The sequence below is a fragment of the Lacinutrix sp. YIN62 genome (assembly GCF_057219185.1).
The window spans coordinates 1-16644 of record NZ_JBXVVH010000034.1; the positions used below are offsets into that span (position 1 = coordinate 1).

The 16644-nt window shown below is 32.5% G+C and carries 15 protein-coding genes; 9 read left to right on the top strand and 6 right to left on the bottom strand.

The features are described 5' to 3' along the window. Positions 1–353 precede the first annotated feature (353 nt). On the top strand, positions 354–1100 hold the full coding sequence (locus tag AC2D8I_RS15310) for a hypothetical protein (protein ID WP_484706931.1): 747 nt from the start codon (positions 354–356) through the stop codon (positions 1098–1100). A 258-nt stretch (positions 1101–1358) separates the two neighbouring features. Here AC2D8I_RS15310 and priA read toward each other — a convergent pair whose 3' ends face one another. From priA to nadC, 4 genes are read right to left on the bottom strand one after another with little or no spacing between them, the layout of a single operon-like run. Then, a complete protein-coding gene (gene priA / locus AC2D8I_RS15315) occupies positions 1359–3812 on the bottom strand; it encodes a replication restart helicase PriA (RefSeq protein ID WP_484706932.1) in 2454 nt (817 codons plus the stop codon). A gap of 49 nt (positions 3813–3861) precedes the next feature. Continuing rightward, positions 3862–4281 (bottom strand): DUF2147 domain-containing protein, encoded by a 420-nt coding sequence (locus tag AC2D8I_RS15320; RefSeq protein WP_484706933.1) that lies wholly within the window; start codon positions 4279–4281, stop codon positions 3862–3864. Further along, a complete protein-coding gene (locus AC2D8I_RS15325; RefSeq protein WP_484706934.1) occupies positions 4278–5219 on the bottom strand; it encodes a YihY/virulence factor BrkB family protein in 942 nt (313 codons plus the stop codon). Before AC2D8I_RS15325 ends, AC2D8I_RS15320 begins: the two co-directional genes overlap by 4 nt. Positions 5220–5259: 40 nt before the next feature. After that, a complete protein-coding gene (gene nadC, locus AC2D8I_RS15330; RefSeq protein WP_484706935.1) occupies positions 5260–6117 on the bottom strand; it encodes a carboxylating nicotinate-nucleotide diphosphorylase in 858 nt (285 codons plus the stop codon). 112 nt (positions 6118–6229) lie between these two features. Here nadC and rlmH point away from each other — a divergent pair, with 112 nt between their 5' ends. Both rlmH and AC2D8I_RS15340 read left to right on the top strand, forming a co-directional pair. Continuing rightward, positions 6230–6703 (top strand): 23S rRNA (pseudouridine(1915)-N(3))-methyltransferase RlmH, encoded by a 474-nt coding sequence (gene rlmH / locus AC2D8I_RS15335; protein ID WP_484706936.1) that lies wholly within the window; start codon positions 6230–6232, stop codon positions 6701–6703. 180 nt (positions 6704–6883) lie between these two features. Next, entirely contained in the window at positions 6884–9043 is a 2160-nt protein-coding gene (locus AC2D8I_RS15340) for a M3 family metallopeptidase (protein ID WP_484706937.1), read from the top strand. Between the two features lie 109 nt (positions 9044–9152). Here AC2D8I_RS15340 and AC2D8I_RS15345 read toward each other — a convergent pair whose 3' ends face one another. Then, positions 9153–9758, bottom strand: coding sequence for a trimeric intracellular cation channel family protein (locus AC2D8I_RS15345; protein ID WP_484706938.1), 606 nt, complete (start codon positions 9756–9758; stop codon positions 9153–9155). Continuing rightward, positions 9758–10474, bottom strand: coding sequence for an RDD family protein (locus tag AC2D8I_RS15350; protein WP_484706940.1), 717 nt, complete (start codon positions 10472–10474; stop codon positions 9758–9760). The genes AC2D8I_RS15345 and AC2D8I_RS15350 overlap by 1 nt, the downstream gene beginning before the upstream one ends. Before the next feature lie 24 nt (positions 10475–10498). Here AC2D8I_RS15350 and AC2D8I_RS15355 point away from each other — a divergent pair, with 24 nt between their 5' ends. The 6 genes from AC2D8I_RS15355 (at position 10499) to AC2D8I_RS15380 (ending at position 16507) form a co-directional block, all read left to right on the top strand. Continuing rightward, positions 10499–11485, top strand: a complete 987-nt coding sequence (locus AC2D8I_RS15355) for a stage II sporulation protein M (protein WP_484706942.1) — start codon at positions 10499–10501, stop codon at positions 11483–11485. Between the two features lie 42 nt (positions 11486–11527). Then, complete coding sequence (locus tag AC2D8I_RS15360; protein ID WP_484706943.1) at positions 11528–12208, top strand: hypothetical protein; 681 nt, start codon at positions 11528–11530, stop codon at positions 12206–12208. Further along, positions 12209–13417, top strand: a complete 1209-nt coding sequence (locus AC2D8I_RS15365; RefSeq protein WP_484706944.1) for a DUF4350 domain-containing protein — start codon at positions 12209–12211, stop codon at positions 13415–13417. Between the two features lie 2 nt (positions 13418–13419). After that, the gene (locus AC2D8I_RS15370; RefSeq protein WP_484706945.1) at positions 13420–14505 is read left to right on the top strand and encodes an AAA family ATPase; all 1086 of its coding nucleotides are present in this window, start codon (positions 13420–13422) and stop codon (positions 14503–14505) included. A 38-nt stretch (positions 14506–14543) separates the two neighbouring features. Next, entirely contained in the window at positions 14544–15884 is a 1341-nt protein-coding gene (locus AC2D8I_RS15375) for a DUF58 domain-containing protein (RefSeq protein ID WP_484706946.1), read from the top strand. 167 nt (positions 15885–16051) lie between these two features. After that, complete coding sequence (locus AC2D8I_RS15380) at positions 16052–16507, top strand: DUF2141 domain-containing protein (RefSeq protein ID WP_484706948.1); 456 nt, start codon at positions 16052–16054, stop codon at positions 16505–16507. Positions 16508–16644 lie beyond the last annotated feature (137 nt).

A 16644-nucleotide genomic window follows, 5' to 3' on the forward strand; every position in this document is an offset into this window, starting at 1 on the left:
CTATTTAGGGTATAAAACTATTAATGAATTTGAATTAAATATGTATAACAACAATCAGGCAGCATAGTCATTCAACTTAAAGTCTAAAATTTTGTTGCATATCCAGTGTAGACCCTACTGTTAAAAATGGAGGGAATGATCTACAATTACTAAAAAGGCGATTTAAAACTTTTGTTGGTATATCTAACCATAAAAAAGTAAGCATAGAAAGTGGAATTGGTCGCCTAGGTTTCTCAACCTCAATATTAACTACAGAAGAAATTAATACTATTAACAACCAAATACTTAATAGCTCCACAAAAAGGGACCAACTTAAAAAAAAATGGAGACAAGCTCTTGAAAATGGGAACTGCTTGATCGAAGAAATTAAAATCCCTTTTCCAAAAAAGGAAAACTATAACGAAATTAAGTCTCTATATTACAATCGTACAATTAAAAACCTATTAGCCATGCTTGCTTCTGGATTAGTTGGTTTTGGATTTGAAGTTTTACAAAGTTTAAGCAAGCTCGCTGCACAACGCATAAGAACAAAAGAAGAATTACTCTATTGGTTAATGTTTTTTGGCGGGCTTGGTGTCATCGTGTTTGGCAAACTTGCATTTAAAACATTCAGCATTTACATAAAATACAGAGACATTTCAAAAGACATACAGTATATTGGAGAAGCCTTATTAAAATCGTTAATAAAAACCGGAGTAATTCATACAGACGACTCTAAATTGGCAGTCGTTTCTAATATTGATGACTATGGAGCCATTTATTGTCATTTAAAAGGCGGAACAACCTATGAAAAATCAACATTTATTAAATCTCTTCAAGAAATTATTGGAACGGTAGACAACCCAAGGTATATAATCATTCGTAAAAGCACTTTTCTAAATTTATTCTCTCAAAAAGACTACCATTCATTACCAGATTTAATTGGAAGCAAAAAGCAGTTCGCTGAATATTTTAAAGTCCAATGGAATACACTTGTTGGAACCGCCGAACTTATTTATACAAGAACTCCTGTAGGACGTAAATTACTTCTTAAATCAAAAATTAAATCATTGGCATCAAAATTTGAAGAAAAAACAGAAAGAATAAATAAATGGAGATAAATAACAAAATAATGAAGTCTAAAAAGTGAAATATACATTTATCTTTTTAAGACTAACAACCTTTACTCACGGACAAGACTTAATGGCTTCAGAAATTATCCTTGAAGACACAGAATAGTTTTCTCTTGAATTCCAAATCATTCTCTTAATGTATAACTGTAAGCTTACATTGACTGAATACAAGTATTGTCGTTAGAAAAAATAATATTATTAGTTTGTTCATTTGTTTAAATATTCACTATGCGCATCGCAATAAAACTAATAATTATCTACATTTAAAATAACTCTTACAGCTCTAAAATCTTTTATTTGGTTGAAACTTCCATTTATTCGCATGAGGGCTTCCTTAGTTTTAATTAAAGATTGCTTAGGGGCTATTTTTATTAAAATATTTTTATGGTACTGGTTTCTAATTCTAGATACTGGCGGAAACTCTGGGCCTAAAATATTGGCTTTAAAAACTTGCCGTAGCGATTTTGCAAACCAATCGCTAGCCATATTCACACGCTCATAATCTTTATGCTTTAAAGTCACTTTAATCAACCTATAAAAAGGAGGGTATTTAAAATTATGACGTTCATGTAGTTGCTCACTAAACATTTCTTTGTAATTATTGGTAGATATCTGTTGTAATATTTTATGGTATGGATTGTATGTTTGAATTAATACTTTTCCTCGTTTCGCTGTACGCCCTGCACGTCCTGCCACCTGAAGCATTAACTGGAAACTACGTTCATGTGCTCTAAAATCTGGAAAATTAAGCATATTATCGGCATTCATAATCCCTACCAATTTTACGTTTCTAAAATCTAAACCTTTAGTTAGCATCTGAGTGCCTACTAAAACATCTATTTCTTGCTGCTCCAAAGCCGTTATTATCTTCTCGTAACCGTATTTACCACGTGTTGTATCCAAATCCATTCTTGCCACTTTATGCTTTGGAAAGAGCAACTTTACTTCAGCTTCTATTTGTTCTGTACCAAAACCTTTGCTGTCTAAATTTGTTGTTCCGCAAGCCATGCATTTTTGAAGCATTGCACTAGTATGCCCACAATAATGACATCGCAATTGATTTCTATATTGATGGTATGTTAAGCTCACATCACAGTTAGGACATTGTGGAGAATGCCCACAAGTATTACACTCTACAATAGGAGAGTACCCCCTTCGGTTTTGAAACAGAATCACTTGAAACCCTTCTTCCAAAGTTTCTGCAATTTCCTCTATTAGGCGGTCACTAAAATGCCCTTTCATACGTTTACGCTTGTACTTATCCTTAATATCTACCAATTCTATTTCTGGCAATTGTACATTATTATAGCGTCTGTTTATTTCAACTAAACCGTATTTTTTTTCTTTAGCATTATAGTAACTTTCCAGACTGGGTGTAGCACTTCCTAAAAGGGTTTTAGCATTGTGTAAATGGGCCAGTACAATGGCGGTGTCTCGGGCATGATAGCGTGGCGCAGGATCAAACTGTTTAAAAGATTGTTCATGCTCTTCATCTACTATTATGAGTCCCAATTTATGAAATGGCAAAAACACAGAAGATCTAGCCCCTAGAATAACGCTTGCTTTCGTAGCGTTAGAAAGGACATTATTCCAGACCTCGACACGCTCATGTATTGAATATTTACTATGAAAAACAGCAACTTGATCCCCAAAATAATTTTGCAATCGATTTACTAATTGTGTGGTTAAAGCTATTTCTGGTAATAAATACAATACTTGTTCATTCTTTGCTATAACGGCTTCTATTAGCTTAACATAAACTTCTGTTTTCCCTGAAGACGTCACCCCGTGTAATAAGGTTACATTTTGAGTTTCAAAACTGTCTTGAATCTGTTTTAGAGCTTCCTGTTGAAATGTATTCAATGCCTTTGAAGCTTCATTCTCTTCTCCTAAATACTGAACACGATCGGTTTGAATATGATATTCCTCTAAAATCGCTTTATCTATTAATGCTTTTACAACTGCTGAAGACACTTGACTCTCTGCGATCAATTCAGCAACTTTCACGGGTTGTTTTGTCTTAGCTGTAATAGAAAATAGAGTCATTACAACCTGCCGTTGTTTAGCCGCCCTTCGCAACGATTCTAATAATACTGAAAGTTCATCTTGAGAAGAAAAGCGAGCGTTCAGTTTTACATAACGTACATATTTGGGTTTATATTTCTCATAAATTTCTTCTTGTAATGTAATTGCCTCTTTTTCAATTAATCGTTTTATTACTGGCAAAACATTTTTTTTGCTCAAAATATTAGAGACCTCTTGTATTTTTAATGCCGATTGATACTGTAATGCTTCATAAACTAAAAACTCATCATCTTTTAAATTTACATCGCTAATTTCTTTTAAAGTATTCTTACTAATCAATGTTTCACTTTCCAAGATAAAAGCATTAGGTAATGCTGCTCGCATAACCTCCCCTACACTACACATATAATATTTAGAAATCCATTGCCAAAGTTCTAATTGTTTTTCGGTAACTATTGGAGTGTCGTCTAATATTTGATGAATGGTTTTTGCCTCATAAACTAAGGGCGCATTAGTATGTATAGCTCCTACCAGTCCCGTATATATTTTAGATTTCCCAAAAGGCACAGAAACGCGCATCCCAATACTCAAAAACCTAGATTCGGCTTCTGTAATACTGTAGGTAAACATTTTTTCCAGAGGAATGGGTAATATGATATCTATAAAATGCTGCACGTTTAGAACTTTACTTGATTTATTCGATTACACTGGTAATCCATTCTTTTTATTGTACGCGCTCCCAATACTGAGTCGCATATAAAAAAGAAATATAACCTCTTACTTGCAAGACCTTACCGCCTTCTGCGACTTGTAATCTACACTTATATTCCTTTCCGTTTTCTGGATGAAAAATAGTCCCGCCTTTATAATAGGCTCCATCTTTTTTCATATCCTTAATCAGTTCAAAACCTAAAATAGGTTTATTCTTGGCACTACCAACACATTTCGTACAAAGCGCATTTTTATCTTTAGGGTTTAAAATAGCTACAATCTTTCCAAACACTTTTCCATTACGTTCATAAATCTCTACTATAGATTTAACTTCTCCCGTTTCATCATCTACAGTTTTCCATTTTCCAAAAACATCTTGTGAGGATACAGACATTGATACTAAAAACACAATAAGTACGATAATTTTATTCATTTTGCTCTTGTTTTTCTTTTTAAACGCCTTAGCGACATATTTAACTCAAACCCTAATAATAGTATGTTGGAATTTAGCCAGATATAAAATAACAAAATTAAAAGGGCGCCTATAGACCCATAAAGTTCATTATATTTTGCGAAATTCTCAATATAAATTCCAAATAAATAAGAAGACAACATGATAAGTAATGTTGTAAAAAAAGCACCTACAGAAAAAAAGCTAGAATTCTTACCTTCTTTTGTCCCAAAATAATACAATGTAGCTGTAGCTAAATACACCATGACTACAAAAAAGACATACTTTGCTAATACTGCCCAAAAATCGACTTCCCGTTTTTTAATATAGCCATAATCTTCTAAATTAGACAATATATATATTTCAAAATACCCTAAACCTGCAACGGTAAAAATTAATAAGAATACTAAAATTAACCCAACACCGAGAGCATATAAATACTGTCGGAAAATGTTTCGTGATAATTGCTCATGATAGGAGTTTTCAAATCCTGAAAACAATGCATTAATCCCATTTGCCATTAAAAATATAGACAGTAAAAATACCGAAGAAATTAACCCGCCATTTTGATTTGAATCTTCTAAATTTCTAAAAATATTCTCATGAAAAAAATCACTAGTGGTTGGAGGTAGAAATGACTCCAGAAAATTTAAGAAGTCGGTTTGAAAACCTTCTATAGGAATATGAGGTATAACAATAATAACAAACAGTAAAAAAGGAAATAATGCCAAAAAGAAACTATAAGCTATGGCACTTGCACGAGAACCTAAGGCTCCTTTTACAATCCCAGTAATATACAACTCCATTAAATCATATAACGACAGTCCTTTTAACCCCGGTAGTTTTATCTTAGTAAGTAACCGCACTACAATTTTGAGCACTGGTATTTTATTGAGTTTTTCTTCTATTGGTTTAGACACTTATAACGTATTAAATGACACTATGCTTTATTTAAAATAATTAAACCGCTTTTAAACTTAAATCCATATTATATACAGAATGCGTTAAAGCGCCACTAGATATGTAGTTTACTCCGCATAACGCATACTCACGAATCGTTTCCTCATTTATCCCTCCTGAGCTTTCGGTTAAACACTTTTCGCCAATCAATTTTACTGCTGTTTTAGTATCTTCATAATTAAAATTATCGATGAGTATTCTATACACGCCATCACTTTCCAATATGGTTTTAATTTCATTTAAATCACGCGCTTCCACAATAATTTTTAAGTCTCGGTTATTCGCCTTTAAATATTCCTTTGTTTTATTAATGGCCTTAGTAATACCGCCAGCAAAATCTATATGATTGTCTTTAAGCATAATCATATCGTATAACGCAAAACGATGATTTTCTCCACCGCCTATAGTTACTGCCCATTTTTCTAAAGCTCGTATCCCTGGTGTCGTTTTTCGAGTGTCTAATATTTTGGTCCCGGTGCCATCTAATAAATCTACAAACTGCTTTGTTTTTGTAGCAATAGCACTCATGCGTTGCATTGCATTAAGCACCAAACGCTCTGCTTTTAAAATAGATTGTGAAGCCCCTGTTACATAAAAAACAACATCGCCATATTTTACCTTAGTACCGTCTTCAATGAGGACTTCAATCGTTAGTTTTGGATCTACATAATGAAAGACTTGTTTTGCAAATGCTACACCTGCTATAATGCCTTCGTCTTTAACTAACAACTTCGCTTTTCCTTGAGCTAAAGCAGGAATACAAGATAGAGAGCTGTGATCACCGTCGCCAACGTCTTCACGTATCGCATTCTGTATTATTAACTCTATCTCTGTATCAAATTGTGCTTTACTAATCATAGGTATTTTCTTTAATGCTAAAATAAGAAAATGTATTTTGATTTTTGTTTTCAGATATATTAATTACAATTAAAAAAATTGATATCATAAATATGAAATTGTAAATTTGCTTATGACCATAAAACTCATTGCCATTGGCAAAACAGACAATAAGCAGTTACTTGCTTTAATAGAAACGTACCAAAAACGTCTTGGTTTTTATATTAAGTTTACTTTTGAAATTATACCAGATATAAAAAACGTTAAAAACCTGAGTGAAACGCAACAAAAACAAAAAGAAGGCGCGCTTATTTTAAACAAATTAAATGCTACAGATGTTTTAGTACTTTTAGATGAAAATGGTAAACAAATGGATTCTGTTGGTTTTTCTAATTACTTGCAGAAACATATGAACTCTGGCATTAAACAATTGGTTTTCGTTATTGGAGGCCCTTATGGTTTTTCTCAAGACGTGTATGTTAAAGCGCAAAGTAAAGTCGCTTTATCTAAAATGACATTTTCACATCAAATGGTTCGCTTATTTATTATAGAGCAATTATATCGCGGTTTTACAATTCTAAAAAACGAACCTTATCACCATAGATAATTTTTAAAACTTAATTGGTAAAGCCTTTCGCTACAAATCGAGTCTTAAAAGACAAACTAGAGGTCTTTTTTGCCCACTTTATAAATACGCCTGCTCCTTTGGTTTCTATTGAAATACAGGGTATTTACTACATCTTAAAATAAAAAAAATGATTATCTTTCTACTCAAAATCATATCAAAATGAATCCAAATCTATTAATTAAAACCGTGCTTTTTAGTGCTGTTGTTACCTTTACAAGCTGTAAAAAAGAGACTGAAACTAAAGCAAAAACAGACAACAAACCAATGAAAGAGAACATATTGCTGTCAGAATGGACAGGGCCCTACAATGGCACACCCGCTTTTGATAAAATGGAGGTCAAAGACATAAAACTCGCAATGGAAACAGGCATGGCACTTAGCTTAAAAGACATTGATAGCATTGCTAATAATAAAGAAGCTCCTACCTTTGAAAATACGATCGTCGCAATGGAACGCGCTGGTAAAACATTAAATAGGGTCTATGCCTATTATGGTATTTTAGGAAGTAATATGAGTTCTCCTGAATTTAGAGATATAGAAAGTGAATTGGCTCCAAAACTATCTGATTACAGATCTAAAATTAACCAAAACACCAAATTATTTCAACGTATAAAAACCGTATACGAAGCCTCCAAACAAACCCCTTTAGAGGCAGATCAACAGCGTGTTGTCGATTTAATTTACAAACGTTTTGAAATGAATGGCGCTGAGTTGGACGCTAATAAAAAAGCACGCTATGCAGCCATAAATAAAGAATTATCATCTTTATATTCTAAGTTTTCTAACAACGTGTTACACGATGAGGAAAATTATATTACCTATTTAACCAAAGAACAATTGGGCGGTTTAGCAGATGGCTTTATCAAATCTGCCGCAAAAATAGCCACAGATAATGGGCAAGAAGGTAAATATGCCATCACAAACACACGATCTTCTATGGATCCCTTTTTAACTTATTCTACAGAACGAGATTTACGAGAACAAGTCTGGAATAACTATTATTCTCGTGGTGATAATAACGATGCTTATGATAATAAAAAAATCATAGCAAAAATATTAAAACTCCGCAGGGAAAGAGTCCTTCTATTAGGTTATAAAAACTATGCCGAATGGCGTTTACAAGATCGAATGGCCAAAACACCCGAAAACGCAATGCATTTAATGGAAGCCGTATGGCCAGCAGCTATAGCTAGAGTTGCTGAAGAAGTTGCCGATATGCAAGCTATTGCTAACAAAGAGGGGCATAATATTACCATAGCACCTTGGGATTATCGTTTTTATGCAGAAAAGGTTCGTAAGCAAAAATATGATTTAAACAGTGATGAAGTTAAACAGTACTTACAACTCGATAAACTTACACAAGCGTTATTTTACACTGCGGAACATTTATTTAACTACACGTTTGCTCCTGTAAAGGAAGGTAGTGTTCCTGTATTTCATGAAGATGTAAAGGTTTGGGAGGTTACAGATAAAGATTCTGGAGCACATATAGGTTTATGGTATTTAGATCCTTTTGCTAGACCTGGAAAACGTTCTGGAGCATGGGCTACAACTTATAGAAGCGCCACCACTTTTGATGGTAAAGAAACCGTTCTAGCTTCTAATAATTCGAATTTTGTAAAGCCTGCTCCTGGTGAAGCTGTTTTAATATCATGGGATGATGCCGAGACATTCTTCCATGAGTTTGGGCATGCGCTACATTTCTTTTCTTCTAATGTAAAATATCCTACATTAAATGGAGGGGTTAGAGATTACACAGAGTTTCAATCTCAATTATTGGAGCGTTGGCTATCAACGGATAAAGTTATCAATCAATTTTTAGTGCATTACAAAACAAATGAATCTATTCCTGCTGTTCTGGTTTCAAAAATTAAAAAAGCAGCGACCTTTAACCAAGGGTTTGCCACAACCGAATACTTGGCATCTGCCTTAATGGATATGGAATTACACTTAGCCGACCCTGAAAATATAGACATCGCAACATTTGAGAAAGAAACTTTAGCTAAACTAAAAATGCCTAAGGAATTACCTATGCGTCATAGAACGCCTCATTTCGGACACGTATTTTCTGGAGAAGGTTATGCAACAGCATACTACGGCTATATGTGGGCCGATGTACTCACTAGTGATGCTTCTGAAGCGTTCAAAAAAGCACCTGGAGGCTTTTATGATAAAAATGTTGCTAATAAATTGGTAAAACACTTGTTCTCCCCTAGAAATTCGGTCGACCCAGCTGAAGCATACCGCAATTTTAGAGGTCGTGATGCAAGCATTGAAGCCTTAATGAAAGATAGAGGTTTTCCTGTTTCCAAAAAATAATATCAAATACATACACCTCTTTTGAGTACTGATCTATTCAAAAGGGGTGTCTATTTATATCCTTTTTTTATGTCCCAACTGCTTATTTAAGAAGCCATCATAAAAAAAATCATTCCTTCCCATACAGACTGGGTAAACTAATTTTAAACTTAATGGCGACTAACCTTACAATAATAACAACTAATCCTGCTATCATAAATACAATATTACTCTCTATAGGTAACTTTCTAATCAAGAAATAAGAAGCCCCTCCAAGAATGCAAGCTGTTGCATAGATTTCTTTTCTAAAAATAACAGGTATTTCACTACAAAGTATATCTCTTATAACACCCCCAAAACAAGCAGACATGGTACCTAATGCTATACAAATTACAGGGTCTAATCCTGCCGAAACTCCTTTTTCTACACCTATTACAGTATACAAACCGATACCTATAGTATCGAACAATAGTAGGGATCTTCGCAAATAATCAATCTTATTCTTAAAAATAATAGCAAAAATAGCAGAAGCTATAATGACGTAAACAAATGTCATATTTTTCATCCATCCTACAGGAGTTTCTCCTATAAGTATATCTCGTAATGTTCCGCCTCCAACAGCGGTTACAAAAGCGATAATAAGAATCCCAAAAGGATCCATTCGTTTATTTAACGCTACTAAAACTCCTGAAATAGCAAAGGCTATCGTTCCTAAAATATCAATAATATAAAACATTACATATGTTGTGTATAATAGTTATAATCTTTTAAAACAGTATCTATAAACTCGGTATCTGTTCCGCCTTTATTTTTTATTTCTGTAACTTCTATAATTTTATTTCTCAATCGTATTAAGGTCGTATAATCTTTTATCTTTCGTGCATTATTAAAAGTCTCTTTAATAATACGTGCATCATTATCTGATAACTTAACAACACTAGGGTAACTTGGTTTATAATCAGTTTTCAAATCTTCTAAAATAGTGTGACTCATGTTAACTGTATCCTTTAAAGTAATAACTGCAGTTCCAGCAGTCATGTCTCCTAAACGTTGTGATTTTTTACTAAATGCAATCACAAAGAATCCTAATCCAAAAATATAAATATCGACAATTCTAAAAAACCAACGTACAACATAGTCTGATAACGCTGCTTGATAACCATCAATTTTAACCACTTTTATTTTTAGTACTCGTTTCCCTATAGTTTGGCCCTCTAACAAAGATTCAAGTACTAATGTATAAAAGATAACAGGAAAACTTAACACTGTATTAAGTCCTATTTGCGACCATTGGTCCATAGCTTCAAAAACATCAAAAACCTGATTTAAAACCAACAGATAGCCTAACTTTATAATAACATCGATAATAAATGCCAAAAGCCGTTCTCCAGCTCCTGAAGCTTTAAATTTTATTTTTACATTTTGAGTAGTGTTAATTTGTAACTCTGACATTTTATATTTTATTTTATCAAATATATGAGAGAAGTAGCATTTATCAAGCAAAATAAAGAAAAATGGTTAAGTTTTGAAAATGCTATTTTCAAAAATGAATTCAAAGATCCCGATGAGCTAGCCTCACAATACATTCATTTAATTAACGATTTGGCTTATGCCCAAACCTATTACCCAAAAAGCAAGGTTATTGTGTATTTAAACCAATTGGCAGCCAAAGCGTTTCAAAAAATATACAAAACCAAAAGAGAAGATACGAATAGAATTCTTGGTTTTTGGAAAACTGAAGTCCCTTTGCTTTGCTACCAATACCGTAAATTCATTTACATTGCGTTTATTGTTTTTACATTATTCACTTCTATTGGTGTTATTTCTGCAGCAAATGATGGTGAATTTGTACGTTCTATTCTAGGAAATGAATATGTAAACATGACGCTTGAAAACATTGCTGCAGGAGATCCTGTCGCCGTTTATAAAAGCGGAAGTAATTGGGGGAGTTTTATAGGTATTACTGTTAATAACCTAAAAGTGGGCATGATTGCATTCGTTTTAGGGGTATTTGGTGGTTTTGGCACGTTATATATTATGTTCGAAAATGGTATTATGCTAGGCTCTTTTCAATACTTTTTCTACGAAAAAGAAGTCTTTTGGGAAAGTGTTCGTGGCATTTGGATTCATGGCGCTATGGAAATATTTGCTATAGTTATAGAAGCTGCTGCTGGTTTAATTTTAGGAGCAAGCCTTTTATTTCCTGGCACCTACTCTAGATATATTTCTTTCAAGCAAGGTGCAAAAACAGGTATAAAAATATTAATAAGTACTTTTCCTTTTACTTTTTCTGCTGGTTTTCTAGAAGGCTTTATTACACGTTACTCCAACATTATGCCCAACTGGTTGTCTGTAGGAATCATTTTGTTTACCTTGGCGATTATCAGTTATTATTATTTAATTTACCCCTTCAAAGTTCAAAAACAAGTTACAACACAACCTCAATTTTCTCTAAAGCGATAAATGAAGTCACATTACAACTGTTTCAAAACCTTTTGTTTTCTTTTGATCGGATTAACTTTTCAAACACATCTTGCTGCCTCTGTTTTTCAAGACCCCGAACAACACAGAGTTTTTAAGGCCGATTTTAAAGATGATTTTTCAGGAAGAAAGTACAATTACGAAGGCAAAAAAACCGTTGGAGAAACCCCATTACGAACGGAAGATTATGCCGATTACGAGAATAAAAAAACAAAACAAGAAACAACTAAAAAAGATTTTAATTTTAACCTAGGACCATTTGCTTGGTTATGCTACTTAGTCCTTTTTCTCGCTGTAGTATATTTAGCCTATATCATTTTAAACGAAGGCAGTACAGGATTATTCTCAAAGAGAAACTCTAAAACGCTCAATATTACTGATGAGATCACGGCAGAAAATATTGAAAGTACAGATATTGAATCGCTAATAAAAAAAGCCGAAAACAATAATAATTACAGATTAGCGATTAGGTATTATTACTTACTACTTTTAAAAACTTTAAGTATAAATAAACTAATAACGGTAGAAGATGACAAAACCAATACAGAATATTTAAACGATATTTATGACAAACCTTTTAGTCAAAAATTTGAATATACATCCTATCTCTATGATTATATTTGGTATGGTGAATTCCCATTAAATACTCAAAAATATGATGCTGCAAAATTTCATTTCACACAACTTATAAAACAAGTTCGGTAAATGAAAAATATACGTTATATACTTATTGTTATTACAGTCGCTATTATTGCTTTAATAATCGTATTAAAACAAAAGAATACGATTGTAGATTGGGAAGAAACTTTTAACGAACAAAGTACTGCTCCGTATGGGCTAAGTGTTCTTTATAAAGAATTACCAGATCTCTTTGAAGGTAATACCATTAAAACGATTTATTATCCCCCTTCAAGCTACCTTTTGGCTAATTCTGAAAATGGCTATGGAGATCACATAGCAAAAGGTAATTTTATAATTATTGGAAACTCCAGTTATTTATATGATAATTCTGTAAAGCAACTATTACAATTTGCAGATAAAGGGAATACTGTTTTTATTTCTGATTATTCTTATCCAGAATTATTAACCGACACTTTAAACGTAACATTAGATTATTCTGAAAATAAAACAGATAGTATTTCAAGACTATCTTTTAAGTCTAAAGCACTAAAAGACAAAAATATTATTATAGATAAAAATAATTTTAATCACTACTTTAAAGACATAAATCATTCGCGATCTGAAGTTTTAGGTTATGTAGGGGATAATAAAAAGCATCCCAATTTTATTAAATTTGCAATAGGAAAAGGAGCTATATATCTTCACTTAGAACCCAAAGCGTTTACAAACTATACGCTTTTAAAAAACGATAGACACATCTACACAGAAGGTGTTTTATCTTACCTGCCCAACGCTACTATTTATTTTGACTCCTACACCAAATTTTCAAACACTTATAATGGCACTGTAGAAAAAAACTCAAATCTAAGTTGGTTTCTAAATCAAACAGCTTTTAAATGGGCTTGGTATACCGCATTAATGCTACTCTTATTATTCGTTATTTTTAATGCAAAACGCAAGCAACGTATTCTAAAAATAATAAAACCACTACAAAATACTACCCTCGCTTTTGTAAAGACCGTTTCGAATTTATATTTTGAAACTCAAGATCATAAAAATTTGATAGCTAAAAAAATAATGTATTTTTTAGAAAAAGTAAGAACAGATTATAACATAAACACGAGCCATTTAAACGATGAATTCATTACAAAACTAGCCGCTAGATCTGGAAAAAAAGAACTACAAATAAAAGGGCTCGTTCGTTATATAAATGAATTGCAAAATAAAAGTGAATTTTACGAAAACGACTTACTACAATTAAATAAGCATATTGAAGCATTTTACTCTAAATAATTATGGAAGACAACAAATACAATGATCCTTTAAATTTTTCGACAGAAGGTTCTGAAAATATAGAGACTACAGCCCAAAACAGAACTGATAACCATAATAGTAAAGAACCTAATACTGATTTAGAGTTTAAAAGTCGTTTAGATTTATCTGAGTTACAACATAGTGTACAGCAAATAAAACAAGAAGTTGGTAAAGTTATTGTTGGACAAAAAGATATGGTAGATATGCTTATTGCATCGCTTTTAGCTAAAGGACATTCACTTATAGAAGGTGTTCCTGGAGTTGCCAAGACAGTAACGGCTAAATTATTAGCCAAATCGCTAAGTGTTAACTTTAGTCGCATTCAATTTACACCAGACCTAATGCCTAGCGATATTCTTGGGACTTCTATATTCAATCTTAAAACCTCAGAATTTGAGTTTAAAAAAGGGCCCGTGTTTTCTAATATGATACTTATAGATGAAATTAATAGGGCGCCTGCAAAAACACAAGCTGCTTTATTTGAGGTTATGGAAGAACAACAAATTACTATAGATGGTAACGAGTTTAAACTAGACTCTCCCTTTATAGTTTTAGCGACTCAAAACCCTGTAGAACAAGAAGGAACCTACAGATTACCTGAAGCACAACTAGACCGTTTTTTATTTAAAATAGATGTTGCCTACCCCAATTTAGAAGAAGAAATAGAGATCTTATCCAGAGAACATCAATTAAAAGATAAAACAAAAACAGCATCTATCACTTCATTTCTAACAGCAGAACAAATCTCAAACTACCAGAATCTGGTTACGCATATTCTAGTAGAATCACATTTACTTAAATATATCGCAGAACTTATTATAGCAACACGTAACAACCAATTTTTATATCTAGGTGCTTCTCCTAGAGCCTCTATAGCCATATTAAAAGCGAGCAAGGCTTTTGCAGCAATAGCAGGGCGAGATTTTGTAACCCCTGAAGATATTAAGCGTGCAGCAATACCTGTATTACACCATAGAGTTATCGTAACCCCTGAACGAGAAATGGAAGGGATTACAAGTAAAGATATTATTAAACAAATTATAGAAACCGTAGAGATTCCTAGATAATCCACCCTTTTTTCATTCACAATAAATTATTATTATAAATGGGTATTATACAATTTTTCAAACCGTTTTACATTAGACATCGCCTTTTTTATGCTGGAATTGTTATTGTCTTGCTTTTTGGATTGAGTTATTTTATACCTATTCTTTTTAATATTGCTCAGTTTGCTATTTTAATTTTATTACTGCTCTTTTGCTTAGATGCACTTATCCTCTTTATTGGTAAAAATAAAATTGAAGGCTCTAGAATAGTCCCCGAAAAGTTTTCCAATGGAGATCCCAATACTATAAAACTAAATATAAAAAGCAACTATACTATTGTTATACATCTTGAAATCATCGATGAAATTCCAGAACAATTTCAAATAAGAGATTTTAAAATCAATAATCAATTAAGCCCACATAAAACCAATACAATAGAATACAACCTAAGACCTACGGAACGTGGCGAATACCATTTTGGAGATTTAAACATTTACGTAAGATCGGCATTAGGCTTAGTTTCCAAACGCTTTATTTTTGACAGTAATGTAATGGTTCCTACCTACCCTAGCTTTAAACAACTAAAAAAATTCGAACTTCTAAACATTAATCAAAATGCTTTGGAATATGGCATAAAAAAAGTACGCCGTTTGGGGCATACTATGGAGTTCGAACAAATCAAAGACTATGTTACAGGGGATGATTTACGTACCATAAACTGGAAGGCTACAGCGAAGCGGAACCAGCTGATGGTCAATCAATTTCAAGATGAGAAGTCACAACCGATTTATTCTATTATAGATAAAGGGCGTATTATGAAAATGCCATTCAATAACTTAAGTTTACTTGACTATGCCATAAACGCCACCTTAGTTATTAGTAATGTAGTTTTAAAAAAACACGATAAAGCAGGAATGCTTGCCTTTTCTAAAAAGGTTGAAAATATTGTAGTTGCAGAACGTAGAAGTTCTCAAATGCAACTTATTCTAGAATCACTTTACAATGTTAAAACCGATTTTTTTGAAAGTGATTATAGCAGGTTATATGCGAATTTAAAACGGCAAATAACACACCGAAGCCTGATTTTACTTTACACTAACTTTGAAACTTTAGATGGACTAAACAGGCAACTTCCATATTTAAAAGCGATAGCAAAAAGCCATCTATTAGTGGTTATATTTTTTAAAAATACAGCACTCGATACTTTAATAAATAATAAAGCCGAAACAGTTCAAGAAGTTTATGATAAAGTTATTGCCGAAAAATTTGATTTTGAAAAGCGAGTGATTGTAAACGAGTTAAAAAAATATGGAATTCATTCTATACTAACCACCCCCGAAAATCTTACCATAAATACGATTAACACGTACCTAGAAATTAAATCTAGGGGATTGTTATAACCTCTCTTTTTAAGAGAACTTACTTCCATAAAACACTGCTTATCGAAAATCTATCCTCCTTTACAACAGTCCATCCGTAAAAAATTACAGTTCAGTACTTACAATTAGTATAAGATGTGTCTTTAAATAATATTTGTACCATCAATAATATTAAAAACAATATAACCATGTTAAATTTAACAAGAAAGCACTTCCTATTAAACACTTTAGCACTTTGTTTTATTTTTAGTTTATCAACTGTATTAGGGTTTTCACAAGCCCCTAAAAAAGAAAAAAAAACAATTACCATTACTATAGACAATATAGTAAATAATAAAGGTCAAGTATTAGTCTCTTTGCATAATAAAGATACTTTTATGAAAGGTCCCGGACTGCAAAATATAAACAGCAAAATAAAGGATGGAAAAGTAATTGTCTCCTTCAAAAACATCACACCTGGAGAATATGCTATAATGACTTTACATGATGAAAATGAAAACAATAGAATGGATTTTGAAGCTAACGGTATGCCTAAAGAAAGCTATGGGATGTCAAACAACCCCCTAAATTACGGTCCTCCTCAATATAATGATGCAAAATTTAAAGTAACAACTGAAGACTTAAATTTAAACATCAATTTTTAAGTCGTTTAAAACGAACAAAAGCGCAATAAATAAGACACTATCCTAAAAAGTGTGTAAGTTCAAAATTTCAGGGTTAGGTTATTTATATCCTAATCCTGTTTTCAAATATAGCTAAAAATTGGTTTAGTATAAGTCCC

Coding starts and splice junctions, on each gene's coding strand:
- AC2D8I_RS15365 (WP_484706944.1), top strand. CDS start 12,209: ATGAAAAATATACGTTATATACTTATTGTTATTACAGTCGCTATTATT.
- AC2D8I_RS15320 (WP_484706933.1), bottom strand. CDS start 4,281: ATGAATAAAATTATCGTACTTATTGTGTTTTTAGTATCAATGTCTGTA.
- AC2D8I_RS15380 (WP_484706948.1), top strand. CDS start 16,052: ATGTTAAATTTAACAAGAAAGCACTTCCTATTAAACACTTTAGCACTT.
- AC2D8I_RS15340 (WP_484706937.1), top strand. CDS start 6,884: ATGAATCCAAATCTATTAATTAAAACCGTGCTTTTTAGTGCTGTTGTT.
- AC2D8I_RS15355 (WP_484706942.1), top strand. CDS start 10,499: ATGAGAGAAGTAGCATTTATCAAGCAAAATAAAGAAAAATGGTTAAGT.
- nadC (WP_484706935.1), bottom strand. CDS start 6,117: ATGATTAGTAAAGCACAATTTGATACAGAGATAGAGTTAATAATACAG.
- AC2D8I_RS15350 (WP_484706940.1), bottom strand. CDS start 10,474: ATGTCAGAGTTACAAATTAACACTACTCAAAATGTAAAAATAAAATTT.
- AC2D8I_RS15370 (WP_484706945.1), top strand. CDS start 13,420: ATGGAAGACAACAAATACAATGATCCTTTAAATTTTTCGACAGAAGGT.
- rlmH (WP_484706936.1), top strand. CDS start 6,230: ATGACCATAAAACTCATTGCCATTGGCAAAACAGACAATAAGCAGTTA.
- AC2D8I_RS15345 (WP_484706938.1), bottom strand. CDS start 9,758: ATGTTTTATATTATTGATATTTTAGGAACGATAGCCTTTGCTATTTCA.
- AC2D8I_RS15375 (WP_484706946.1), top strand. CDS start 14,544: ATGGGTATTATACAATTTTTCAAACCGTTTTACATTAGACATCGCCTT.